Annotated in this window: 18 protein-coding genes; 16 read left to right on the plus strand and 2 right to left on the minus strand. The window is 71.4% G+C overall.

Annotation, left to right across the window (positions count from 1 at the left end; all coding sequences use genetic code 11):
* Positions 1-58: 58 nt before the first annotated feature.
* The 7 genes from JK359_RS24790 (at position 59) to JK359_RS24820 (ending at position 12,188) form a co-directional block, all read left to right on the plus strand.
* Positions 59-1,780 carry a DUF4192 domain-containing protein gene (locus tag JK359_RS24790; RefSeq protein WP_201839797.1) on the plus strand — a complete coding sequence of 574 codons (1,722 nt, stop codon included), beginning with the start codon at positions 59-61 and terminating at the stop codon, positions 1,778-1,780.
* 710 nt (positions 1,781-2,490) lie between these two features.
* Positions 2,491-4,401 carry a glycogen debranching N-terminal domain-containing protein gene (locus tag JK359_RS24795; RefSeq protein WP_307788265.1) on the plus strand — a complete coding sequence of 637 codons (1,911 nt, stop codon included), beginning with the start codon at positions 2,491-2,493 and terminating at the stop codon, positions 4,399-4,401.
* Positions 4,402-4,577: 176 nt separating this feature from the next.
* Entirely contained in the window at positions 4,578-5,336 is a 759-nt protein-coding gene (locus JK359_RS24800) for an NUDIX hydrolase (RefSeq protein ID WP_201839800.1), read from the plus strand.
* Between the two features lie 163 nt (positions 5,337-5,499).
* Entirely contained in the window at positions 5,500-8,175 is a 2,676-nt protein-coding gene (locus JK359_RS24805) for an ATP-binding cassette domain-containing protein (protein ID WP_307788266.1), read from the plus strand.
* A 162-nt stretch (positions 8,176-8,337) separates the two neighbouring features.
* Positions 8,338-9,225, plus strand: coding sequence for a FadR/GntR family transcriptional regulator (locus JK359_RS24810; protein WP_201839811.1), 888 nt, complete (start codon positions 8,338-8,340; stop codon positions 9,223-9,225).
* Between the two features lie 437 nt (positions 9,226-9,662).
* Positions 9,663-11,207: an RNA polymerase sigma factor gene (locus JK359_RS24815; RefSeq protein ID WP_201839813.1), complete on the plus strand. Its 1,545-nt coding sequence runs from the start codon at positions 9,663-9,665 to the stop codon at positions 11,205-11,207.
* Positions 11,208-11,327: 120 nt separating this feature from the next.
* A complete protein-coding gene (locus tag JK359_RS24820) occupies positions 11,328-12,188 on the plus strand; it encodes a serine protease (RefSeq protein ID WP_201839815.1) in 861 nt (286 codons plus the stop codon).
* Positions 12,189-12,287: 99 nt separating this feature from the next.
* Here the strand turns inward: JK359_RS24820 and JK359_RS24825 are convergent, their stop codons facing one another.
* Entirely contained in the window at positions 12,288-12,518 is a 231-nt protein-coding gene (locus JK359_RS24825) for a DUF7455 domain-containing protein (RefSeq protein WP_030735014.1), read from the minus strand.
* A gap of 441 nt (positions 12,519-12,959) precedes the next feature.
* Here JK359_RS24825 and JK359_RS24830 point away from each other — a divergent pair, with 441 nt between their 5' ends.
* The 6 genes from JK359_RS24830 to JK359_RS24855 all read left to right on the plus strand — a co-directional run bounded on the left by JK359_RS24830 (position 12,960) and on the right by JK359_RS24855 (position 20,126).
* Entirely contained in the window at positions 12,960-15,083 is a 2,124-nt protein-coding gene (locus tag JK359_RS24830) for a DNA gyrase/topoisomerase IV subunit B (protein WP_201839817.1), read from the plus strand.
* 483 nt (positions 15,084-15,566) lie between these two features.
* A complete protein-coding gene (locus JK359_RS24835) occupies positions 15,567-16,088 on the plus strand; it encodes a DUF1453 family protein (protein ID WP_201839820.1) in 522 nt (173 codons plus the stop codon).
* On the plus strand, positions 16,085-17,236 hold the full coding sequence (locus tag JK359_RS24840) for a sensor histidine kinase (RefSeq protein WP_201839823.1): 1,152 nt from the start codon (positions 16,085-16,087) through the stop codon (positions 17,234-17,236). Before JK359_RS24835 ends, JK359_RS24840 begins: the two co-directional genes overlap by 4 nt.
* The gene (locus JK359_RS24845) at positions 17,233-17,916 is read left to right on the plus strand and encodes a response regulator transcription factor (protein WP_201839827.1); all 684 of its coding nucleotides are present in this window, start codon (positions 17,233-17,235) and stop codon (positions 17,914-17,916) included. Before JK359_RS24840 ends, JK359_RS24845 begins: the two co-directional genes overlap by 4 nt.
* Positions 17,917-17,985: 69 nt before the next feature.
* Positions 17,986-18,534, plus strand: a complete 549-nt coding sequence (locus JK359_RS24850) for a DUF485 domain-containing protein (protein ID WP_201839830.1) — start codon at positions 17,986-17,988, stop codon at positions 18,532-18,534.
* Complete coding sequence (locus JK359_RS24855; protein ID WP_201839832.1) at positions 18,531-20,126, plus strand: monocarboxylic acid transporter; 1,596 nt, start codon at positions 18,531-18,533, stop codon at positions 20,124-20,126. Before JK359_RS24850 ends, JK359_RS24855 begins: the two co-directional genes overlap by 4 nt.
* An 18-nt stretch (positions 20,127-20,144) precedes the next feature.
* Here JK359_RS24855 and JK359_RS24860 read toward each other — a convergent pair whose 3' ends face one another.
* A complete protein-coding gene (locus JK359_RS24860; RefSeq protein WP_201839849.1) occupies positions 20,145-20,837 on the minus strand; it encodes a response regulator in 693 nt (230 codons plus the stop codon).
* A gap of 157 nt (positions 20,838-20,994) precedes the next feature.
* Between JK359_RS24860 and JK359_RS24865 the strand changes: the two genes are divergently transcribed.
* From JK359_RS24865 to JK359_RS24875, 3 genes are all read left to right on the plus strand, one after another.
* Positions 20,995-21,810, plus strand: coding sequence for an ABC transporter ATP-binding protein (locus JK359_RS24865; protein WP_201839852.1), 816 nt, complete (start codon positions 20,995-20,997; stop codon positions 21,808-21,810).
* Positions 21,800-22,666, plus strand: a complete 867-nt coding sequence (locus JK359_RS24870) for an ABC transporter permease (RefSeq protein ID WP_201839855.1) — start codon at positions 21,800-21,802, stop codon at positions 22,664-22,666. Before JK359_RS24865 ends, JK359_RS24870 begins: the two co-directional genes overlap by 11 nt.
* 95 nt (positions 22,667-22,761) lie before the next feature.
* On the plus strand, positions 22,762-23,814 hold the full coding sequence (locus JK359_RS24875) for an ABC transporter substrate-binding protein (RefSeq protein WP_201839863.1): 1,053 nt from the start codon (positions 22,762-22,764) through the stop codon (positions 23,812-23,814).
* The last annotated feature ends 1 nt before the right edge of the window (position 23,815 follow it).

The raw sequence follows: 23,815 nt of genomic DNA on the forward strand, positions 1-23,815 counted from the left end.
TGATTCGACTTATCCACAGGCGCAACCGGAATCTCGAGATCCGCGAGATTGTCGGCGCATGACGAATCACAGCGAAACCACCGGACCCTTCGAACACGGCGACGTCTCGAACCCGGAGTCCTCGACCGCACCGGCCGAACACACCACACAGGTCACCCTGCGCACCCCCGCCGAGCTGGCCGACGCCCTGCCCTACCTGCTCGGCTACCGCCCAGAGGACAGCATGGTGCTGGTCGCCCTCCACGACCGCGGTGGCCGCGGCAGGTTCGGTGGCCGGGCCCGGCTCGGCATCCCCGCGAGCGAGGAGGACTGGGAGGCCGCGGCACGGCAGCTGGCCCGCGGACTGGTCACCGGCAGCGAGCGGCGCGGCGCCCGGCCCGAGCGGATGGTGGCCTACGTCTGCCAGGAACCCGGCCCGGGGGAGTGCGGCCGGGACGTCAAACGACGGCTGGAAGGGCTGGCCCAGGTGATGCGCATCGAGTGCGGCAACCTCGACGTGCCGGTCATCGAGGCACTGTGCATCTCCGACGGCCGCTTCTGGTCGTACTGCTGCCCGACCGAGGGCTGCTGCCCGGAGGAAGGCTCGCCCATGGGCCTCCCCGGCACCTCCGTGCTGGCCGCCGCCGCCACCTACGCCGGCATCCAGGTGCGCGGCACGCTCAGGGAGCTGCGCGCCAGGCTGCAACCCTGGGAGACCAGCGCGGCACTCGGACAGGAGATCGCCCTGGACGCGGCCGGCATGACCCTGGTGCCCCGCATCCTCGACGCGAAGGCCCGGCAGGAGGTGGCCGACGAGACCCTGGACCTGGCCGAGCGGATCATCCGCCGCTTCGCCGCGGCCGCACCCGTCTCCGGCACGCATCCGGCGGACGTACGCGACGACGATCTCCTCGGGGACGACGAGGCAGCGACGCTGATCCTCGGGCTGCAGGACCGTACGACGCGCGACCGCGCCGCCGCCTGGATGGAAGGTGACGTGGCAGGCCCGGCCCTCCGGCTCTGGCGCGCCCTGGCCCGCCGTTGCGTCGGCCCCTACGGCGAGCACGCCGCTGCGCCGCTGACCCTCACCGGCTGGGTCGCCTGGTCGACGGGCGACGAGCTGGAGGCGAGGGAGGCACTGGCCATGGCGCTGGGCGCCGATCCCGACTACCTCTTCGCCCGCCTGCTCCACCAGGCCTGCAACGAAGGACTCGACCCCGAATCGATCCGCCGCTGCCTGCGGGCGGAAGGCGCGGGACGGACTCCGGCCGACACGGCGGACACGGCGGACGCGGAGGTCATGGCGGACGCAGAGCGAGCGGAGGGCGCGGCGGCCACGGAGCCGGCGACCGACGCCGAGCGCGAGCGAGCGGCCGACGCCGAGCACGAGGCGGACACGGCGCCGGCGACGGCTGCCGTGGATGCGGAAGACCTGGCGCGGCGGGCCCGGCGAGCGCCGCACACCGCTCGCGCCGGGTCCCCGCAGACCCCGGCTCTCGGTCCTGGAACGGGCGAAACTGCGGAAGGGGACGAGGGGGCAGAGCCCGGCGCGGGGACGGCCAGGCGACGACGTCGCCGCGCGCGAGCCGCGGCGGGCGACGACAGCCGCAACGCGGCACGGGGCAGGGGTGGCAGGCGCCGGCCCGCCGACTCCCGTCCGGGGTCGTCCGCTGACGATTCCGACCGGCACGGCACCCGTGGCCCGAGCGGAAGGCGCGCCCGGACGGCGGACGCGGGTGACGCCGCGACGAGCGTGGCTCCGGCGGAGAGCGGCCTCCCTCGCCCCGGGGGCGACGGATGAGCGCCGCCGGAGCCGCGGGCGCAGAAAGGCCGGCCCTTACGAGGAGCAGCGTGCGACCTCCGGTGATGCGCCTGACCGACCTGACCCGTCGGGCCGGCCGGTGGCTGTCGGGTCGGCTCACGCCCCTGCGCCGCTCCCCTTGGAGGGACCACCCCAGGGCCGCCCCGCCTGTCTTCCGGCTCGACCGGTCAGGCACCCTGCCCCCCGCCGCGACCCACCGGTCACGCCGCCATCCGGTCGGCTTCGCCGGGACGAGCCGTGACCCGAGCGAGTCTCTCTCCGTTCACCTGAGTGGCGGAACGCCTGGACCGGCCGTACCGCCGCACCCTCCCTGTCCCCAGGGGCGATCCATCGGCCACCCAGCACGTCCGAGGCGCACCGAGAGCAGAAGAGCCCACCCCATGCACCAGCAGCCGACTCCGCCCTCCGTCGCCGGCGGACATCCGCCCCCGGGCAGGCGCGAGCCGTACCCGACGGGCGGCGCCGGCCGCGTCGCACCGGGGGCCACCGACCGGCCCCTGCCGCCGTTCCGCGACGCCCGTTCGCCCGCCGCGGTCGTTCACGGCGGCCCACCGCCCGCCGTCCCGGACCGGCCCGGCCGACCCCGCGCAGCCCCACCGTCCGGGCGCCCGGGACCGTCGCCCGCGCGACCGGTCCCGGGCAATCGCCCGGCGCCCGAGCTGCCGGCCACGCACGACGCGCTGATCTGCGTGGCCCTGCCCGGCCTCGCCATCTCCGGTGCCCAGGGACAGCTGACGGGCACGGGACTGGACGGCTTCTACCGAGGTGGCCGACGCCTGCTGTCGAGGTGCCAGGTCCGCGTGGCCGGGCGTGAACCGCAGCCGGTGCACGCCCGGATGACCGGAGCCGACAGCGCCCGCTTCGTGGGGACGCTGCGCGCTTCCCCGGCGGCGGGGCCCGACCCCGACGTCGTCGTCGAGCGGACACGCCACGCCGACGGCACCGAACGGATCACCCTGCGCAGCGCAGCGCCGCGTCCGCTCCGCCTGCCCGTCGAGATCGCACTCGGCACCGACCTGGCGGAGCTGGGTGCCATCGTCTCCGGTACGGCCGGCCCCGAACTCCCGGCGAGTGTCCATGACTCGGGGCTGCGCTGGGCCACGGCCGGCGCAGCCGCGTGTGTCACCGCCGGCCCCCCGCCCTCCGACGCCCTGGCGTCCGCCGGGCTGCTGCGCTGGGACCTGGAACTGGCAGCGGGCGGGACGGCAGCCGTGGAACTGCGGGTCAGACCCGGGGGCGCCGGGCCGTTGCGGGCCGCCGGCCACGCAGCCACCAGCCCTTTCGCCCCCGCGCGGGCGGCAGGAGACGACCCCCGGGTGGCCGCTCTGCTGCACGCGGCTGTCGGCGACCTCCAGGCGCTGCTCCTGCGCGACCCCGCCCACCCCTCCGACACCTACCTCGCGGCCGGCACCCCCTGGCGCTGCGGCATGGCTCCGGCCGAGGCGCTCGCCGCCGCCCGCATGGCCCTGCCCCTCGGCACCCGGCTCGCGGCAGGCACGCTACGAGCCCTGGCCCGCACCCAGCTACCCGGGCCGGGCCCGCGGGCCGGGATGATCCCGGGCCCTCGCCGCGACGCCGGCCCGCACCTCCCGCCGAGCTGCACGGGGACGGAGGCCACCCTGCTCTTCCCCGTGCTGCTCGCCGAGGCCCGTCGCTGGGGACTGCCCGAGCAGGAGACGAAGGAACTGCTTCCCGCGGCGGAACGCTGCCTGGCCTGGCTGCGGTCCACCGTCGGCGACGGCACCTATCTGCCCGACCCGCACCCGGCGGGTCCGGCCCGCTGCGAGACCCAGGCCCATGCGCATCGCGCGGCCCTGCTCGGCGCCGACCTCCTCGACGCCTACGACAGACCGGGCGCCACGGATCTACGGCAGTGGGCCGAGACCCTGCGGACCGCTTTTCGGACCGACTTCTGGATCGAGGACCGTGGGGGTGGACGTCCGGCGGCGGCCCTCGCCCCGGACGGCCGGCCCGTGCCCCACCTGACCGCCGCCGCGGTGCACCTCCTCGACGCCGGCCTGCTGGGTGCCGGGCGGCTCGCCACCGGCCTGCTCGACAAGGTGCACGCCGAACAGCTCGCCCGGCTGCTGGGTACCCCCGCCATGGACGCGGGCTGGGGACTGCGGAGTCTCGCCGCCCGGGAGGCCGGACACAATCCCTTCGGCCACCGGACCGGATCGGTGCGGGTCCAGGAGACGGCACTCGCCGTCGCCGGACTGGCCGCGGCCGGATACGAGAGGGAGGCCGGTGGCCTGCTGAGAGGGTTGCTGGATGCGGCGGAACACTTCGGTCACCGGCTGCCGGAGATGTTCGCCGGCGAACAGCGCTCCGCCGGCGGCGCGCCGCTCCCGCACCCCGCGGCCTGCCGTCCGGCAGCCACCGCCGCAGCCGCCGTGGTCCTGATGTTCACCGCTCTCGCCGGCATCCGCCCCGACGCCCCCGCCCGCACGGTCACCCTCCGCCCCGTGCGGAGCGCCCCGCTCGGCGAACTGGTCCTCACCGGGCTGCGCATCGCCGGTGCCCCCTTCGCCGTGCGGATCAGCAGGCTCGGGCTCGCCGTGGTGGAGGAGGCGGCGGACGGCCTGCAACTGGGAGCCTGAGTTCTTGGCGGGACGCATGTGCGGGACCGCCGGAAGAGGGGCGTGACCTCGTACGACACGACCGGCTCGGCGAAGCGGAGCCGACGCTGCGCCTCATACCGGAACGAAGCGGGACCACCGCCGGTGCCGCCGGCGAAGGGAGTGTTTATCGTCAGGAAGACGACTATGATCGCGGCATGCCCTACGACCCGTCAGCCTTTCCGCCCTTCGCCGTCACCGTGGACCTGGTCGTGCTGACCGTGCGCCGCCATGCCCTGTGCGCGCTGGCGGTACGCAGGGGCGAGCCCCCCTTCCAGGGGCGCTGGGCGCTGCCCGGCGGCTTCGTGCGGGACGACGAGGATCTGTCCCAGGCGGCGGCGCGTGAGCTGGCCGAGGAGACCGGGCTGCGTGCCCACGACCCTTCGGCGCCGGCCCAGGACAACGGAGCCCACCTCGAGCAGCTCGCCACCTACGGCGACCCCGAGCGGGATCCGCGGATGCGGGTGGTCAGCGTCGCGCATCTCGCGCTCGCACCGGACCTGCCCGCGCCGCGGGCCGGCGGCGACGCGAGCAACGCACGCTGGGCGCCGGTCGAGGAACTGCTCCAGCAGGGCGGGTACGGCCGCGAGGGCGAGCCCGTGGCACCGCTCGCCTTCGACCACGCCCGGATTCTCGCCGACGGAGTGGAGCGGGCCCGCTCCAAGATCGAGTACTCGTCGCTGGCCACCGCGTTCTGCCCGCCCGAGTTCACCGTCGGAGAGCTGCGGCGGGTGTACGAGGCGGTGTGGGGTGTGGCCCTCGACCCGCGCAACTTCCACCGCAAGGTCACCGGGACCCCCGGATTCCTCGTCCCCACGGGAGGTACGACCACACGTCAGGGCGGCCGGCCGGCCCAGCTCTTCCGGGCTGGTGGTGCCACTTTGCTCAACCCTCCGATGCTGCGCCCGGAGGTGTGAGGCACAGGGGTGGTCGACCCTCGGTACGACCGGCGCACCCGCCTTCCCGGTTGAGTCGCGGCTGCATCGAACGGCGGACATCGACGGCCTCAGTTGACGCCGCATCAGACAGCAAAGCGCCTTATACCCGAAAAACCGGACATGTCGCGCTATCTTGCTGCAGGTGATCCAGGCCTTCGGACTGACCAGCAACTCCCGCAAGGCGCATCCGCCCGCTGTCGACGACATCTCCTTCGAGGCGCGCGCCGGCCATGTCACCGCGCTCCTCGGTGGTGCCGGTGCGGGAAAGACGACGGTGCTCAAGCTGATGCTCGAGCTCCAACAGGGGCGCGGCATCACCTACTTCAGGGGACGGCCACTGCACCGGATCGCCCACCCGTTCCGGGAAGTCGGCGTACTCCTCGGTGACGTACCGGGTCACCCGGCGCGCACGGTCCGCGGCCATCTGCGCATGCTCTGCGCGGCCGCGGGAGTTCCGGCCCGGCGCGCCGACGAGGTCCTCGAAGTGGTCGGCCTCGTCAGCCTCCGTGAAGAGCGCCTCGGCACGTTGTCGCGCGGCATGGACCGCAGACTCGGCCTGGCCTGCGCCCTGCTGCCCGACCCGCACACACTCGTCCTGGACGAGCCCACGGACGGCCTCTCCGTCCGGGAGGCGCAGTGGCTGCACGGAATGCTGCGGGCTCACGCCACCCAGGGCGGCACGGTGCTCCTCACCACGGCCGACCCGAAGGAAGCCGCGCGCACCGCGGACCGGGTCGTCACCCTCGACGGCGGCAGACTCGTCGCCGACCAGGAGGGCAGAGAGTTCGCCCGCACCCGGCTGCGCCCGCGCGTGGCCGTCCGCAGTCCCCATGCCGCCCGTCTCGCGGCCCTGCTCGCCAAGGACGCCCGGACCGCCCGTCGCTCCGTGGAAGTCGTGCGAGAGGGCGGCAACCGCCTCTCGGTGTACGGCAGCACGACCGCCGATGTCGGGGAGATCGCCTTCCGTAACGGCATCCTCGTTCATCAACTCGCCGACGAAGTGGGAGACATGGGCCCGGGCGCCGACACCGGGTCCGACGAAGGGACGCCCGCCGCTCGTACCCGGCAGCCCGCGCCGGAGGCGCCGCCGACGGAGGAGTCGGGCGTGGCGCAGGCCCAGGCGCAGCCGGAGCGGGAGCAGGGCGGAACCGACCGTGCCAGGGTCCGGAACGGAGCCACCGGCCCCGGCTTCTCGGCACTGCCCTCCGCTACGGCCGCGCGCGGCAGCGCACCACAGGACCCCGGCCCGGCCGGGAGCGAGCCACCGGCAGCGCCGGAGCGAGCCGTGTGGCCGGACGTCACGGACCCCGGCATGCCGGTGGGCGCGTCCGGCACCGGGGAGACGGTGAGGGAGCCGGAGACGGCAGCGGTCGACCAGGCGGCGGCGGAACCCCGTGCGTCGGCCCCGGACCGGCCCGGTCCGGAGCAGGCCACGCCGGTGCCGGGGCCCTCGCCGGAGAACCGCGGTACCGCGGCCGGCGATCGCCCGTCGGGACACCGGGAGCACACGGCGGCCGAACCGTCGGCCCCGGAAGGGGAAGGGCCTGCCGGCCACCCCCCGGCCGAGGACGGGCCGAGGAGTGCCGGTGTCCCGCTGCCGACATGGGCACGGGCCACCGATCAGGACCGGTCCGGACTCGCCGAACCCCTCGGCCGGCCATCCTTGCGGGACCTCACGGAGCCCCCTTCAGGCACTCCGGCTCCGGGCACGTCACCGGCCGCGGCCTCGCCGTCCGACGGGGCTGCGCACGCAACAGCCGCAGCCGAGGGCAAGGGCGGGACCGGTGATGCCCCCGGCGAGGTGCCGGAGCGAGCCGCCGGCCCGACCGCACCGGATCACAGCCCCGGCGGGTCGACCACTGCATCCGGACCCCGGACCGGCGGCACCCGCACCCTCGCCGCGGGCGTCACCGCCACCCGCACGCGCCTCCCCGGGGCCAGGAATCCGGACAGCGGGCAGTCGCAGGCCGGCCGCGCCGCCCGCACGGACGGTTCCCGCGCTGCCGCCGCCCTCTCCCCCCTGCCGCCCCCCATCTCCGTCCGCCCCGCCCGCAGTCCCCTCCGCCCCCTCCGCTACGAGATCCGGCGCGCCACCGGAATCGGCACAGGGTTCCTCACGTGCGGCGCCGTACTCGTCGTGTCCGCGCTCGCCGCCGTACTGCTGGCGCGAATCGGTCACACCCCGCAGGCGCGACTGTTCGCCGCATGGCCCCGAGAGCTGCCACTGCCGCCCGCGGCCCTCGCCGCCGGCCTGCTCGGTGCGCTGGCATTCGGGGACGAGTTCCGCCACCCCGCCCTGGCGGCGGACCGTGGCACCGTGCCCCGCAGGCTGGGACTGCTCACCGCGAAACTGCTCGTCTCCGGAGCCACCGCGGTGATGCTCGCCTTCCTCACCGTGGGCTGCGACGCCGAAGTGCTCTACATCGTCTACGGACGGGAGCTGACACAAGTTCCCGCGGACTGGCTCCCACTGATCGCGAGCTGGTTCGGGCTGGTCGTCGGGTGCGCCTGGGCCGGTGTGCTGGCGGCCGGCGTGTTCCGGTCCACGACGGCCGGCCTGGCCGCCGTCCTCGCCGTACCCGTCCTCGTCGTCCCCGTCGTGCACAGGGCGCTGCAGGGCCCGGCCGTGCGGATGGCGGCCGACCTCCCGGGACGGGTGCGCGAGGTCTTCCTGATCCAGTGGCCCTTCGGAGGGGACCGCTACCTGCTCGCGGTCGTGCGGATCCTTGCTCAACCCGTGGGAGGGGCAATGGCGTTGTCCCTCACGGCACTGTTGTGCGCGTACCTGCTCACCACATTGCGGACCAGATTCCGATGACAACCGCACGTACGCTTCCGGTCCTGCTGTGCACACAACTCCCCGCAGAAAGCCCATTTCTTTCCGATAAGGCGTCAATTGCGACGGGGTGAGCGATCACCCTTTCGTGTGCTTTTCACCAAAGACCTCAAGGGAGTTGGAGGCGGCGCCGACAAAGGATCCGTGAGTACCCTTGCGCACACCATGATGACCGCCGCCCGCTCCGCAGACTCAGGTCTCGCCGGCCCGGGCGATCTCGACCGCTACCACTACGCCGAGGCCCCGGTGGCCGACCGCGTCGGTGCGCCCGCCTGGGACGGCGGGGACCCCGAGCTGGGCCGCGTCGGCCGGCGGGCCGCGGGCAGCCGCGGACGCGGACTGCACGGCCAACTCGTCCAGCAGCTGGGGCAGATGATCGTCTCGGGCGACCTGGGCGCGGACCGTCCGCTGGTGCCCGAGGAGATCGGCCAGCGCTTCGAGGTCTCCCGCACCGTCGTCCGCGAGTCCCTCCGTGTCCTCGAGGCCAAGGGCCTGGTCAGCGCCCGCCCGAACGTCGGCACACGCGTGCGTCCCGTCAGCGACTGGAACCTCCTCGACCCGGACATCATCGAGTGGCGGGCCTTCGGGCCCCAGCGCGACGACCAGCGCCGGGAGCTCAGCGAGCTACGCTGGACGATCGAGCCGCTCGCCGCCCGGCTGGCGGCCGGGCACGGGCGTGAGGAGGTGCAGCAGCGCCTGTGCGACATGGTCGAGATCATGAGCCACGCCATGGCACAGGGCGACGCCCTCACCTATTCGCGCGCCGACACCGAGTTCCATTCGCTTCTCATCCAGATCGCGGGCAACCGCATGCTGGAGCACCTCTCGGGCATCGTCTCGGCCGCGCTCCAGGTGTCCGGCGGCCCGGTGACCGGATGTGACCGGCCGAACGAGGCCTCGCTCGCGCAGCACGCGCGGATCGTCGACGCGCTCGGCACCGGCGACGGCACGGCGGCGGAGTCGGCCATGCGTCAGCTGCTCACCGTCCACCCCGAGGTGGAGCGCGTGGTCCCGGCCCCGCGTGAGCACTGACCCCGCGACCGACGCGGTGCGGTCGCCGGTGTGCGGCGTCCATATGGTGCTCGTGGCGGCGCCGGGCCCTGGTACCGGCCGCCGCCGGACCCTGCCGGACCCCCGAAGGTCCGGCAGGGTCCGGCGGCGCGTCGGGCCGCCGTGGCCCTGGGTGCGGTCGGGCCGACCACTACGGATGATCCTCTCTGTGCATATCTGACCGCTTTTGACCGCTTACGGGGTGTGACTCGGGCCACGCAGATTGGGCGTAACGCTCGTGGGAACAGCGCGATGACCTAAGAGGTGACAGCCGCGGAGGGAATACGGACGCCATGCAAGGCGCTGTGCATCTTCCCGGCCCCCGCCCGCTCCGTCGGCCCATCCCCAGGCCGGTGGTCGGCTCCCGTCCGCAGTGGACGGTGCCGGAAGCCGTTTTCCAACGTTCCGAGAGGTTGTTCGTGTCGGCCAGCACATCCCGTACGCTCCCGCCGGAGATCGCCGAGTCCGTCTCTGTCATGGCGCTCATTGAGCGGGGAAAGGCTGAGGGGCAGATCGCCGGCGACGATGTGCGTCGGGCCTTCGAAGCTGACCAGATTCCGGCCACTCAGTGGAAGAACGTACTGCGCAGCCTCAACCAGATTCTTGAGGAAGAGGGTGTGACGCTGATGGTCAGTGCCGCAGAGCCCAAGCGCACCCGCAAGAGCGTCGCAGCGAAGAGCCCGGCCAAGCGCACCGCCACCAAGACGGTCGCGGCGAAGACGGTGACCACCAGGAAGGCCACCGCCAGCACGGCCGCCCCCGCGGCGCCCGCCGCTCCGGTAGCCGCCGACTCCGCCGAGGAAGCCGCACCCGCCAAGAAGGCTGCCGCCGCCAAGAAGACGACCGCCAAGAAGACGGTCGCCAAGAAGACCGTCGCGAAGAAGACGGCCGCCAAGAAGACCACGGCCAAGAAGGACGACGTCGAGATTCTCGAGGACGAGGTCCTCGAGGACACCAAGGTCGCCGACGAGCCCGAGGGCACCGAGAGCGCCGGCTTCGTCCTGTCCGACGAGGACGAGGACGACGCGCCCGCGCAGCAGGTCGCCGCGGCCGGCGCCACCGCCGACCCGGTCAAGGACTACCTGAAGCAGATCGGCAAGGTCCCCCTGCTCAACGCCGAGCAGGAGGTCGAACTGGCCAAGCGCATCGAGGCGGGCCTGTTCGCCGAGGACAAGCTGGCGAACTCCGACAAGCTCGCCCCGAAGCTCAAGCGCGAGCTGGAGATCATCGCCGAGGACGGCCGCCGCGCCAAGAACCACCTCCTGGAGGCCAACCTCCGTCTGGTGGTCTCCCTGGCCAAGCGCTACACCGGCCGCGGCATGCTCTTCCTGGACCTCATCCAGGAGGGCAACCTCGGTCTGATCCGTGCGGTCGAGAAGTTCGACTACACCAAGGGCTACAAGTTCTCCACGTACGCCACTTGGTGGATCCGTCAGGCGATCACCCGCGCCATGGCCGACCAGGCCCGCACCATCCGTATCCCGGTGCACATGGTCGAGGTCATCAACAAGCTCGCGCGCGTGCAGCGCCAGATGCTCCAGGACCTGGGCCGCGAGCCCACCCCGGAGGAGCTGGCCAAGGAACTCGACATGACCCCGGAGAAGGTCATCGAGGTCCAGAAGTACGGCCGTGAGCCCATCTCCCTGCACACCCCCCTGGGTGAGGACGGCGACAGCGAGTTCGGTGACCTCATCGAGGACTCCGAGGCCGTCGTCCCCGCCGACGCCGTCAGCTTCACGCTCCTGCAGGAGCAGTTGCACTCCGTTCTGGACACCCTGTCCGAGCGCGAGGCCGGCGTCGTCTCCATGCGGTTCGGTCTCACCGACGGTCAGCCCAAGACCCTCGACGAGATCGGCAAGGTGTACGGCGTGACGCGTGAGCGCATCCGTCAGATCGAGTCCAAGACCATGTCGAAGCTGCGCCACCCGTCGCGTTCGCAGGTGCTGCGCGACTACCTCGACTAGGTCGCGGTCGTACGACGCCGAAGGCCCGGCTCCCCGCGGGAGCCGGGCCTTCGTGCTGCGCGCTTCGGGCGCGTGCATGACTCTGGGTGTCCCGGAAGATCCCCCGAGTGAGGAGCCTGCATGCGTCGTTCCGTTGTCCGGGCACTGATCAGGCCGCTGGTGCTGGCGGCCACCACGGCCTTCATACCCCTGGTGGGGGCGGCCGAGGGGAGGGCTGACAGTGTCGTGGTGGGTGGGTTCCCGATAGACGTCTCACAGGCTCCGTGGACGGTGGCGCTGGCCAGCCGTGACCGGTTCGGAGGAATGCGGGCGGGCCAGTTCTGCGGCGGAGTGGCGGTCGCACCAACCTTGGTCGTGACCGCGGCCCACTGTATGACCGAGGAAGCCCTCGGGGTGCCGCCGAGCCGAGTGCGCGACCTCAAGGTCATCGAGGGCCGCACCGATCTGCTCTCGGCCGAGGGTGAGGAGATCGCCGTACGGCAGGTGCAGATCAATCCCCAGTACGAGGCCCTGACCAACTCGGGCGACTTCGCGTTCGTCACCCTCGCCGAGCCGCTGCCCCAGAGCGCGGTCATCACCATGGCGCGCGCGGGCGACCCCGTCTACACACCGGGCACCGAGGCTCTGGTGTCCGGCTGGGGCGACACGACCGGCGGGGGAGCTTATGCGCGCCGGCTTCATGCCGCACGCCTGCACGTGCTGCCCGACGACGAGTGTTCCCGCGCCTACCCCGGGGGGATCGAGGGCGCCTATCTGCCCGCCACGATGTTGTGCGCGGGTGAGGTCACCGGTGGCCCGGACAGCTGTCAGGGGGACAGCGGCGGGCCTCTGGTGGCCGCGGGGCGGCTGATCGGGCTCGTGTCGTGGGGGAGCGGCTGTGGCCGGCCGGGCACCCCGGGTGTCTACACGCGCGTGTCCGAGATCGCACGGGCGCTGGAGCCCGCTGCCAGGGCTGCGGAACGGCCGGGCACACGCGCCTGAGTGCGGGTGCGGAAGCATGAGCACGGGCGGCCTCTCCCATGAGGAGAGGCCGCCCGTTCACCGGCCTGGGCCGGGGCTGGCTCGTCGGGTGTGCGAGATTCAGCGCTCTTCTTCGGAAGCGGTGTTCGGAACGGACGTGAGCCGCTCCGTCTCGTCCTGTATCTCAGCGGCGATCTTCTTGAGTTCCGGCTCGAACTTGCGACCGTGGTGGGCGCAGAAGAGCAGTTCTCCGCCGCTGAGCAGGACGACGCGCAGGTATGCCTGGGCGCCGCAGCGGTCGCAGCGATCGGCGGCCGTCAGCGGGCTCGCGGGGGTCAGAACAGTAGTCACGTCGCCTCTTCTCTAGCTCGACGAGCTGTCGTACCAGGGTCAACATCCAACCAGCCCGAAAACGTTCCCGCTCGTGGCTTTTCCTCGAAAAATTCTTCCGGGGCGGCTGTTTGCTGCCGGTTGGCGGCGAATGTGCCGTAGTGCGTCTCTAGTGTGCGTACGGGTTCGCGCTGTCTTGTCGGTCTCGGTCCTCCCGGCCGGGTTGCCGGTTGTTCATGAGGACGTGCCCGGAGCCTAAATGGTTCATGCCCCCAAGGGAACGTGATATGTACTTCACTCCATCGAGGGATCGAACATGCATGCGAGCCTGGACTAGTCTGAGTTCTCGACGAGGGTGGCGTTACACCGGCTCTACCAGGCCTCGGTACCCTCTGAGCGGCGACCGAAGCCGCCCCCTTACCCAAAAGGGGGCCACCTGAAATTCAGCGAGGAGCGAACCGCGTGACCGCCGATACGTCCGTGCCGTCCACAGCGCTGCTGGCAGGAGCAGACCGGGACGGTTCCAACTACACCGCGCGGCACCTGCTCGTCCTCGAGGGCCTCGAGGCCGTGCGCAAGCGCCCGGGCATGTACATCGGCTCGACCGACAGCCGCGGTCTGATGCACTGCCTGTGGGAGATCATCGACAACTCCGTGGACGAGGCGCTCGCGGGCGTCTGCGACCACATCGAGGTGATCCTCCACGACGACGCCTCCGTCGAGGTGCGCGACAACGGCCGTGGCATCCCCGTGGACGTCGAGCCCAGGACCGGCCTTTCCGGCGTCGAGGTCGTCATGACCAAGCTCCACGCGGGCGGCAAGTTCGGCGGCGGCTCCTACGCCGCCTCCGGTGGTCTGCACGGCGTCGGCGCCTCCGTGGTCAACGCCCTCTCCGCCCGTCTCGACGTCGAGGTGGACCGCGGCGGCCACACCCACGCCATCAGCTTCCGGCGCGGCGTGCCCGGCGCCTTCGCCGCAGGCGGCGCCGACGCCAAGTTCGAGGCCAAGAGCGGCCTGCGCAGGGCCAAGAAGATCCCCAAGACGCGCACCGGTACGCGCGTGCGCTACTGGGCCGACCGGCAGATCTTCCTGAAGGACGCCAAGCTCTCCCTGGAGACCCTGCACCAGCGTGCCCGGCAGACCGCCTTCCTGGTGCCGGGCCTGACCATCGTCGTCCGCGACGAGTACGGCCTCGGTGAGGGCGGCAGCAAGGGCGAGGAGTCCTTCCGCTTCGACGGCGGCATCAGCGAGTTCTGCGAGTACCTGGCGAAGGACAAGCCGGTCTGCGACGTCCTCCGCTTCTCGGGCAAGGGCACGTTCAAGGAGACCGTCCCGGTCCTGGACGAACACGGCCAGATGACGCCGACCGAGGTCACCCGCGAACTGGGCGTGGACATCGCGATGCGCTGGGGCACGGGATACGACACGACGCTCCGGTCCTTCGTCAACATCATCGCCACCCCCAAGGGCGGCACCCACGTGGCCGGCTTCGAGCAGGCCGTCACCAAGACGCTGCTCGAGACGGTGCGCGCCAAGAAGCTGCTGCGCGTCGCCGAGGACGACATCGTCAAGGACGACGCCCTCGAAGGCCTCACGGCCGTCGTCACCGTGCGCCTGGCCGAGCCGCAGTTCGAGGGCCAGACCAAGGAGGTGCTCGGCACGTCCGCGGCCCGCCGCATCGTGAACAACGTGGTCGCCAAGGAACTGAAGGCGTTCCTGACCTCCACCAAGCGGGACGCCGCCGCCCAGGCCCGGGTGGTCATGGAGAAGGTGGTCGCGGCCGCCCGTACCCGGGTCGCCGCCCGCCAGCACAAGGACGCCCAGCGCCGGAAGACCGCCCTGGAGTCCTCCTCCCTGCCGGCGAAGCTCGCCGACTGCCGCAGTGACGACGTCGACCGCAGCGAGCTGTTCATCGTCGAGGGCGACTCCGCGCTCGGTACGGCCAAGCTGGCCCGGAACTCCGAGTTCCAGGCCCTGCTGCCGATCCGCGGCAAGATCCTCAACGTGCAGCGGTCGTCGGTGACCGACATGCTCAAGAACGCCGAGTGCGGTGCGATCATCCAGGTCATAGGGGCGGGCTCGGGCCGCACGTTCGACATCGACCAGGCCCGCTACGGCAAGATCATCATGATGACCGACGCCGATGTGGACGGCTCTCACATCCGCTGCCTGCTGCTCACGCTGTTCCAGCGGTACATGCGGCCCATGGTCGAAGCGGGCCGGGTCTTCGCCGCGGTGCCGCCGCTGCACCGCATCGAGCTGATCCAGCCCAAGAAGGGCCAGGACAAGTACGTCTACACGTACTCGGACCGCGAGCTGCGCGACACACTCATGGAGTTCCAGAGCAAGGGCATCCGGTACAAGGATTCCATCCAGCGCTACAAGGGTCTGGGTGAGATGGACGCCGACCAGCTGGCGGAGACCACGATGGACCCGCGCCACCGCACCCTGCGCCGCATCAACCTCTCCGACCTGGATGCCGCCGAGGAGGTCTTCGACCTGCTGATGGGCAACGACGTCGCGCCCCGTAAGGAGTTCATCTCCGGCTCGGCGGCGACGCTGGACCGGTCGCGTATCGACGCATAGCCGCCGCACCGGCCTCCGGCCTACCTGGCCGGCCCGTTGGCGGGGCGTCTGGGGCGGTCGGGCGGCTGGGCGGAGACGGCGACGGCCTGGCGTGACGGGTCACGACCGACGGGCCGGGGCCGGTGACCGGCGGAGGAAGCCGAGGTTCCGCCGCCGGTACGCAGGCAGAGGACGGGCGGCCTCTCTCCGGAGGCAGGTCGGCTAAGAGGGGGCGCCCAGCCCCGGTCCGTGCCAGTTGCCGGCCCCTCCAGTGGTCACGCCTGGCTGCCCACGCCACCCGACCACGTCACCCGACCACGCCGCCCGGCCCACGGCGCCCGACGGTCCTTCGCACCGCCTCCACCCGAGGGTGGAGGCGGGCCGTTGAGAGGTTCCACCCGTGATCCACCCTGGCTCCGATCCCCTGACCTGCGCATTTCCGTAGTTTGGAAGGCGTCGGCAGCGCTCGCTCCCGGCACCACCTTCTCGCTCACGGAGGCACTGATGCCCGGGCTCGTCAACGCGCTGGTGATCGTGGCCGTGCTCGCCATAGTGATCGCGCGGCAGTCCCGCGCCCGTGCGATCGACACCGACCGCCGCTGGTGGCTGTTGCCCGTGATCTTCGCCGTCGTGGCGCTGCGTGAGCCCGGCATTCTCGACGCGCACCACGAGACCGAATCGGCGGCGCTGCTCGCGGTGGAGGTCCTGATCGGTCTCGCCACGGGCGCGGGCTGGGCCTGGACCACCCGTGTCTGGACAGCGGCGGACGGGGTCGTCTGGACCAAGAGCACCAAGGCCAGCGTCGCCGTGTGGCTCGTCGGCATAGCCCTGCGGGCCGGCGTCTTCGGTCTCGGCAACGCACTCGGCGTGCACCAGGACAGTTCGGCCCTGATGCTCGGTCTGGCCGGCACGCTGCTGGTCCGCGCCGGGATCCTGGCCTGGCGGGCTCAGCCCCACGGCTCCGTGGCCCCTGCCGCCCCGGCGTACGGTGACGGCCTGCGGCCGGCGTGGAAGGAGCATGCATGAAGGAGCACGCCTGGACGCGCTGGCCCTCGCGTGAAGCGCTCGGCCGCGCGGGAGTCTCCCGGCCCCGCCGCATGCTCACCTGGGCTGTCAGGCTGGTGCTGATCGGCCTGCTGCTGTGGGCCGCGTTCAGCCGGAAGCACCTGGGCATCTGGGGTGCGCTCGCCGCTGCCGCGACGGTCCTGCTGGCCGGCCTCGTCTCCTGGGCCTTCTTCCGCACGACGTACGCGCACCGGCTGGTGCCCTCCCTGGCGCTCATCACCGTGCTTCTGGGCATCGCGGTCACGGCACAGGCCACAGGCTTCGAAGGACCGGCCCTGGTGATCTGGTGCGGGTGCGGGATCTCCGCCCTGGAGAGACTGCCCCTGGCAGCCGCCCTGCCCGTGACATCGGTGGCCCTGGCCTCATACTCCGCGTTCAACAACGACGTGTGGCTGACCACCGCGGCGACCGTGGTGGGCATGGCCCTCGCCGGCTACGTCCTCAGGCTGGACGCGGAAGCCCGCGGCAGTGCACAGCGACTGCTCGCCCAGGAACGCGCCGCTCGGCTCGCCGAGGCGGAGTCGGCGGCGCTGGCCGAGCGGGCGCGCATCGCACGGGAGATCCACGACGTACTGGCCCACAGCCTCTCGGCGCAGCTCGTGCACCTGGAGGCGGCCCGGCTGCTGATCGAGAACGGCGCGGACCGCGAGCGGATCCTGGAACGGGTGGTGGCGGCCCGGGGAATGGCCCGCGACGGCCTCGCCGAGACCCGGCAGGCGCTGTCCGCGCTGCGCGGAGAGCTGACCCCGCTGGAGGACTTCCTGAGCGAGCTGGTCAGCACGGCCGACGGCGCCGAGGTCACCGTCACGGGTGAGAGCAGACCGCTGCCGGCCGAGGCGTCCCAGGCCGTACGGCGGGTCGCGCAGGAGGCGCTGACGAACGTCCGCAAGCATGCCCAGGGCGCCAAGGTGCAGGTGAGGCTCGACTACCACGAGCACGAAGTGACATTGGACGTACGGGACTCGGGGGGACGGCCGGGCGAACTCGGCGATGCCGGAGCCGGGTACGGTCTGCTGGGGATGCGTGAACGTGCCGAACTGCTGGGCGGTTCGCTGGACGCGGGGCCGGACGAGGAGGGGTTCGTGGTGACGCTGAAGGTGCCCGGATGACGGAGACGGAAGGGAGTGGGAAGCCTGCGCGGGTCGTGGTGGCCGACGACCAGACCGTGGTCCGTGAGGGCATCGTGATGCTGCTCGGACTGCTGCCCGGTCTGGAGGTCGTCGGCGCCGCGGGCGATGGTGAGGAGGCGGTGCGGCTGGTCGGGGAACTGGCTCCGGACGTGGTCCTGATGGATCTCCGGATGCCCCGCTGCGACGGTGTGGAGGCCACCCGGCGGATCCGGGCGCAGTATCCGGGAACCCAGGTGGTGGTGCTGACGACGTACGCGGACGACGACTCGCTGTTCCCCGCGCTGCGGGCCGGTGCCAAGGGGTACCTGACCAAGGACGCGGGCGGGGACGAGATCGTACGCGCCGTGCAGAGCGTGCTGTCGGGAGATGCGGGGCTCTCGCCCAGCGTCCAGCGCAGGTTGCTGGAGCGGCTGTCCCAGCCCGAGCCGCCACCGGCTCCGGCCGAGGCGCCCGACGGGCTCACCGCGCGGGAGACCGAGGTCCTGGTGCTGATCGCCGAAGGCCTCAACAACCAGGAGATCGCGCGCAGACTGAACGTGTCGACCGCCACCGTGAAGACGCACATCAACAACCTCTTCGCCAAGACGGGCCTCAAGGACCGCGCGCAGGCCGTGCGTTACGCCTACACCAAGGGCCTCGCACGGCCACCCGCCGGGTGAGTCACCTGATGGGGTGAAGAGCCCGAGGAAGAAGAGTCGGGGATGCTCCCGGTCTGTCCATCCTTGGGCATGCAGTCAAGCAACGGTCGTTCCCACGGCACCGGGGACGGTCCCGAGAGTTCCGCCGGGCACCGGGAAGAACACGGCGCAGCCGCCCACGAGGTGCCCTTCGAGGACCCTTGGTACGACGCCCTGGCGGCGGGCTGGGGCGAGCTGGACGGTACCGGCAGGCCGGCGCCGGCCGTGCCGCCTGCGCGGGGCGAGGCGGGCGCCACGGCACCGCGCACCCGCGACGTGTATCTCGAGGTGCAGCGGAGCGAAGCCTTCCAGGAGGTGCGCAGCAGGTACCGGCGGTTCGTGGTGCCGGGAGTCGCCGCCTTCCTCGTCTGGTACGCGGCGTACGTGATCGCCGCGACGACCGCGCCCGGGCTGATGGCTCGGCCGGTGGTGGGCGCGGTGAACGTGGCACTGCTCGCGGGCCTCGGACAGTTCATCAGCACGTTCCTGCTCACCTGGGCCTACGCCCGGCATGCCAGGCTGCGCCGGGACCGGGCCGCGCTGGAGCTGCGCTGGGACACCCAGGAACTGACCCGGGGTGTGCAGGGGGGTGCTTCGTGACCGGTGGCCATCAGACCCTGGCCCTGCTGCTGTTCAGCGCTTTCGTGGCGGTCACCCTGGGGATCACGACCTGGGTGAGTCGCGGGCGGCACGGCTCGGCGGAGGAGTTCTACGCCGGCGGGCGGTTGTTCTCCCCGATGGAGAATGGTTTTGCCATCGCGGGCGACTACATGTCGGCGGCGTCCTTCCTCGGGATAAGCGGGCTCATCGCGCTGTACGGGTACGACGGGCTGCTGTACGGGGTGGGATTCCTCGTGGCGTGGCTGGTCGTGCTGTTCCTGGTGGCGGAACTGGTGCGCAACTGCGGGCGGTTCACCCTCGCCGACGTGGTGGCCGCGCGGATGAGCGAACGGCCGGTACGGATCGCCGCGGGAACCGCGTCGGTCACGGTGTCCGTTCTCTATCTGGTGGCGCAGATGGTCGGCGCGGGCAGTCTGGTGGCGCTGCTGTTGGGACAGACCGGCGAGGCGGCTCAATCGTGGGCGGTCATCGGGGTCGGCGCGCTCATGGTGATCTACGTGTCGTTGGGAGGGATGAGGGCCACCACCTGGATCCAGATCGTGAAGGCGGTCCTGCTGATCGGTGGGACGGTCGCGCTGACCGTGCTCGTTCTGCTGCGGTTCCACGGAGACGTCGACCGGCTGCTGCTCACCGCAGCCGACCGCAGCGGACACGGCAAGGCGTTCCTGGCGCCCGGCCTGAGGTACGGCGGGGACTGGACCTCCCGGCTCGACTTCATCAGCCTGGGGATCGCACTGGTGCTGGGCACGGCGGGCCTGCCCCACATCCTGTCCCGCTTCTACACCGTGCCGACCGCGCGGGCCGCCCGCCGTTCCGTGGTGTGGTCCGTCGGACTGATCGGCAGCTTCTACCTGATGACGATCGTCCTCGGCTTCGGAGCGGCCGCGCTGGTCGGGCCGGACGCCGTGCGCCGTTCGAACGCGGCCGGTAACACCGCGGTGCCTCTTCTCGCTCTCGACCTGGGCGGCGGGGCGGGCTCCACCGGCGGAACGGTACTGTTCGCGATCGTCGCCGCGATCGCCTTCGCCACGATCCTCGCGGTCGTCGCCGGTATCACGCTCGCCTCCTCCGCCTCGGTCGCCCACGACCTGTACGCCTCGCTGCGCCGGCCGCGCGGCAAGGCCCCGCGCAGTGAGGTGGCCGTGGCACGGTGCGCCGCGGTGGGCATCGGAATCGTGGCGATCGCGCTCGGTCTGCTGGCCCGCGATCTCAACGTCGCCTTCCTCGTGGGGCTCGCCTTCGCGGTCGCCGCATCGGCGAATCTGCCGGTCCTGCTCTACTCGCTGTTCTGGCGCGGCTTCACCACGCGGGGCGCGGTGTGGGCGGTGTACGGCGGACTTTTCCCGGCGATCGGGCTCGTGCTGCTGTCCCCGGTGGTGTCCGGCAGCCCGGGTTCGCTGTTCCCGGGTGTCGACTTCCAGTACTTCCCGCTGGAGAACCCGGGCATCGTCTCCATCCCGCTCGGCTTTCTGGCCGGCTGGCTGGGCACGGTCATGTCGGACGAGGTCGCCGACGAGGCCAAGTACGCCGAGACGGAGGTGCGTTCGCTGACCGGGGCCGGGGCGGTGTAGCCGAGCCGTGCGGGCCCGTCAGGGCGCCACCCAGGCGTACCGGTGTTCCGGGCGGCCGGTGTCCCCGTACTTCAGGGACAGGCGGAGACGGCCCGCCTGTTCCAGGTGGCGGAGGTAGCGCTGGGCGGTGGAGCGGCTCAGGCCGGTGCGGGCGGCCACCTCGTGGGCCGAGAGCGGCTGGTCGGCGCGGTGGAGCACCCCGCAGATCAGGTCGGTCGTGGGCTCCGACTGCCCACTGGGCAGCCCGGGGGCGGAGGGGGCGGGGGCGGTGCGCAGGGCGCCGAAGATCCGGTCGACCTGATCCTGGCCCGTCAGACCCCGGCCGCCGACCCGGTCGACGGTACGGCGCAGGGCGGCGTAGGAGTCCAGGCGGGCGCGCAACGCGGTGAAGGTGAACGGCTTGACGAGGTAGTGCAGGGCGCCCAGACGCATGGCCTGCTGGACGGTCGTCACATCGCTGGCCGCCGTGATCATGATGACGTCGGTGCGGTGGCCCTGCTCGCGCATCCGGTGGACGAGTTGCAGGCCGGTCTGGTCCGGCAGGTAGTGGTCGAGCAGGACCAGGTCGATGGTGCCGCGTTCGACGGCGGCCAGGGCCTGGGCGGCGCTGTGCGCGCGGCCGGTCACCCGGAAGCCGGGAACCTTTCCCACGTACTTGGCGTTGATCTCGGCGACGCGGAAGTCGTCGTCCACCACCAGGACGTCAATCATCAGGCCTCTCCTTCAAGGCCGCCGAGCGTTGAGCCCGTGTTCGGCTCCGCAGTTGTAGCGCGAGCAAAACGAGCACAACAGGCTCTTGCGAGCAAAAGAACGGCTTGTGCTCACAAGACTCCTGCGGTGCCCGGGGCCACACCTACCGTCCCGCCCCATGAGCGCACACACCAGCCCCGCCATCGAGCTGCGGGGCGCGAGCAAGGCCTTCAGAACCCCGTCCGGCGGGCTGCACACCGCCGTGCGGGGCCTGGACTTCACCGTGGGGCGCGGTGAGTTCGTGGCCGTCGTAGGACCCACCGGATGCGGCAAGTCCACCACGCTGACACTGGTCAGCGGTTTGGAGGAGCCCACCGAGGGCGATGTGCTGGTGGCCGGGGAGCCGGTCGACGGCGTGGGTGACAAGGTCGGCTTCGTCTTCCAGCAGGACGCCACCTTCCCCTGGCGGACCGTGCTGTCGAACGTCATGGCGGGCCCGCGCTTCCGGGGCGTACCCAAGACGGAGGCCAGGGAGAAGGCCCGCGAGTGGCTGGCCCGGGTCGGACTCGCGGCCTTCGAGGACCGCTATCCGCACCAGCTCTCCGGCGGCCAGCGCAAGCGGGTCGCCCTGGCGGCCACGTTCGTCAACGACCCCGAGATCCTCCTGATGGACGAGCCGTTCTCGGCGCTCGACGTGCAGACCCGGGCCCTGATGTCGGACGAGCTGCTGGAACTGTGGGAGGGCACCGGCGCCTCGGTCGTCTTCGTCACCCACGACCTGGAGGAGTCCATCGCGCTGGCCGACAAGGTTGTCGTCATGACCGCCGGCCCCGCGACCGTGAAGCAGGTCTTCGACATCGACCTGCCGCGGCCACGGAAGGTCGAGGCGGTGCGCCTGGAACCACGGTTCATCGAGATCTACCGCGAGATCTGGGAGTCCCTCGGCGAAGAGGTCCGCATCACCCGTGAGAGAGGTGCCGCCCATGTCGCCTGAGGTCCTCAGCACCCCCGTCGTCGACACCGCCAAAACCGTTCCCGGTCGGGCGCAGTCCCGCGCCCGGGCGGCGCGTCGGCGCAGGATCCTCGTCAGCATCGCGCGCCTGGTTCTCCTGGTAGCTGTTCTCGGACTGTGGGAGATGTTGTCCCGGGCCGAGGTCATCGATCCGTTCAACTTCTCGATGCCCTCCAAGATCTGGGACCAGATCTACACCTGGGTGACCCACGGGACCGCGCTCGGCTCTCTGGGCGAGCAGATCTGGTACACGCTGTACGAGGCTCTGCTCGGCTGGGTCATCGGAGTGGTCGCCGGTATCCTGCTCGGTATTGCTCTCGGGCGGATCAGATTGCTCGCCGAGGTTCTTGGTCCATACATCAAGGTGCTCAACTCGATTCCCCGGATCGTGCTGGCACCCATCTTCCTGATCTGGTTCGGTCTGGGACCGTCGTCCAAAGTGGCCTCCGCCGTGGTCCTCGTCTTCTTCCCCGTGTTCTTCAACGCCTTCCAGGGCGCCCGGGAGGTCGACCGCAACCTCGTGGCCAACGCCCGCATACTCGGCGCGAGCGACCGCAGGGTGACCCTGCAGGTGGTCATCCCGTCGGCCACCTCCTGGATCTTCACCAGCCTCCACGTGAGCTTCGGCTTCGCCCTCATCGGCGCCATCGTCGGCGAGTACATCGGCGCGACCAAGGGCATCGGCCTGCTCGTCGCGCAGTCGCAGAACACCTTCAACGCGGCCGGGGTGTACGCCGCCATGGTCATCCTCGCGGTCGTCGCCCTCGTCGCCGAGGGGCTGCTGACCTTCGCCGAGCGCCGCATCTTCCGCTGGAAGCCGACCGGTTCCGACAGCTGACCGGTTCCGACAGCTGACCGGTTCCGAGAGATGACCCGCTCCATCCGCCACCCCCGCCCCCTCCCGCACCGCCCTCTCCCAAGGACGTGAACCGCATGCGCAAGCCCGCCAGATACGCCTCCCTGGCCGCCGCCGGACTGCTCGCCCTCTCCTCGCTCACCGCCTGCGCCAACGACGCGGCCGGCTCCGCCGCCGACACCGGCAGCGGCGGCGGCAAGGGCGAAACCGTCAAGATCATGGTGGGCGGCCTGGACAAGGTCATCTACCTGCCCGCGATGCTCACGCAGCGCCTCGGCTACTTCCAGGCCGAGGGGCTGAACGTCCAGCTGCTCAGCGAGCCCGCCGGGGTCCAGGCCGAGACCGCGCTCGTCTCCGGCCAGGTGCAAGGGGCCGTCGGCTTCTACGACCACACCCTCGACCTGCAGGTGAAGGGCAAGGAGGTGGAGTCGGTCGTGCAGTTCTCGCACGCGCCCGGCGAGGTCGAGGTCGTCTCGGACAAGGCGGCCGGCGAACTCACCTCGCCCAAGGACTTCACGGGCCGCAAACTGGGCGTGACCGGACTCGGCTCCTCGACCGACTTCCTCACCAAGTACCTGGCCGTCAAGAACGGCGTGCGGATCAGTGACTTCACGCCGGTGGCGGTGGGGGCCGGGCCCACCTTCATCGCCGCGCTCCGGAACGGCGCGATCGACGGCGGCATGACGACCGACCCGACCGTCGCGACGATCCTGGACAAGAAGGCGGGGAAGATCCTCATCGACATGCGCACTCCGGAAGGCTCACAGGAGGCGCTGGGCGGGCCGTACCCGTCGTCAAGTCTCTACATGCAGACGGACTGGGTGAAGGGACACAAGGACACCGTCCAGAAGTTGGTCAACGCATTCGTCAAGACGCTCAAGTGGATGTCCACGCACAGCGCGGACGACATCGCCGCCAAGATGCCCGCCGACTACTCCCAGGGCGACAAGGCCCTGTACGTGCAGGCCGTCAAGAGCACCCTGCCGATGTTCACGGACGACGGAGTGATGCCCCAGGGCGGTCCCGAGACCGTTGAGAAGGTGCTCAAGGCGTTCAACCCCAACATCAAGAATGCAGATGTCGACTTGACCAGGACTTACACGACGGAGTTCGTCAAGGCGGTCAAGTGAC

The organism is Streptomyces actinomycinicus (assembly GCF_016741775.1).
GTDB classification, from domain to species: domain Bacteria; phylum Actinomycetota; class Actinomycetes; order Streptomycetales; family Streptomycetaceae; genus Streptomyces; species Streptomyces actinomycinicus.

Bases quoted from the DNA above. Each gene is read 5' to 3' on its own strand.
- JK359_RS24835 (WP_201839820.1), top strand. From the start codon at position 15,567: ATGCCCGGGCTCGTCAACGCGCTGGTGATCGTGGCCGTGCTCGCCATA.
- JK359_RS24875 (WP_201839863.1), top strand. From the start codon at position 22,762: ATGCGCAAGCCCGCCAGATACGCCTCCCTGGCCGCCGCCGGACTGCTC.
- JK359_RS24820 (WP_201839815.1), top strand. From the start codon at position 11,328: ATGCGTCGTTCCGTTGTCCGGGCACTGATCAGGCCGCTGGTGCTGGCG.
- JK359_RS24800 (WP_201839800.1), top strand. From the start codon at position 4,578: ATGCCCTACGACCCGTCAGCCTTTCCGCCCTTCGCCGTCACCGTGGAC.
- JK359_RS24840 (WP_201839823.1), top strand. From the start codon at position 16,085: ATGAAGGAGCACGCCTGGACGCGCTGGCCCTCGCGTGAAGCGCTCGGC.
- JK359_RS24790 (WP_201839797.1), top strand. From the start codon at position 59: ATGACGAATCACAGCGAAACCACCGGACCCTTCGAACACGGCGACGTC.
- JK359_RS24865 (WP_201839852.1), top strand. From the start codon at position 20,995: ATGAGCGCACACACCAGCCCCGCCATCGAGCTGCGGGGCGCGAGCAAG.
- JK359_RS24870 (WP_201839855.1), top strand. From the start codon at position 21,800: ATGTCGCCTGAGGTCCTCAGCACCCCCGTCGTCGACACCGCCAAAACC.
- JK359_RS24850 (WP_201839830.1), top strand. From the start codon at position 17,986: ATGCAGTCAAGCAACGGTCGTTCCCACGGCACCGGGGACGGTCCCGAG.
- JK359_RS24860 (WP_201839849.1), bottom strand. From the start codon at position 20,837: ATGATTGACGTCCTGGTGGTGGACGACGACTTCCGCGTCGCCGAGATC.
- JK359_RS24845 (WP_201839827.1), top strand. From the start codon at position 17,233: ATGACGGAGACGGAAGGGAGTGGGAAGCCTGCGCGGGTCGTGGTGGCC.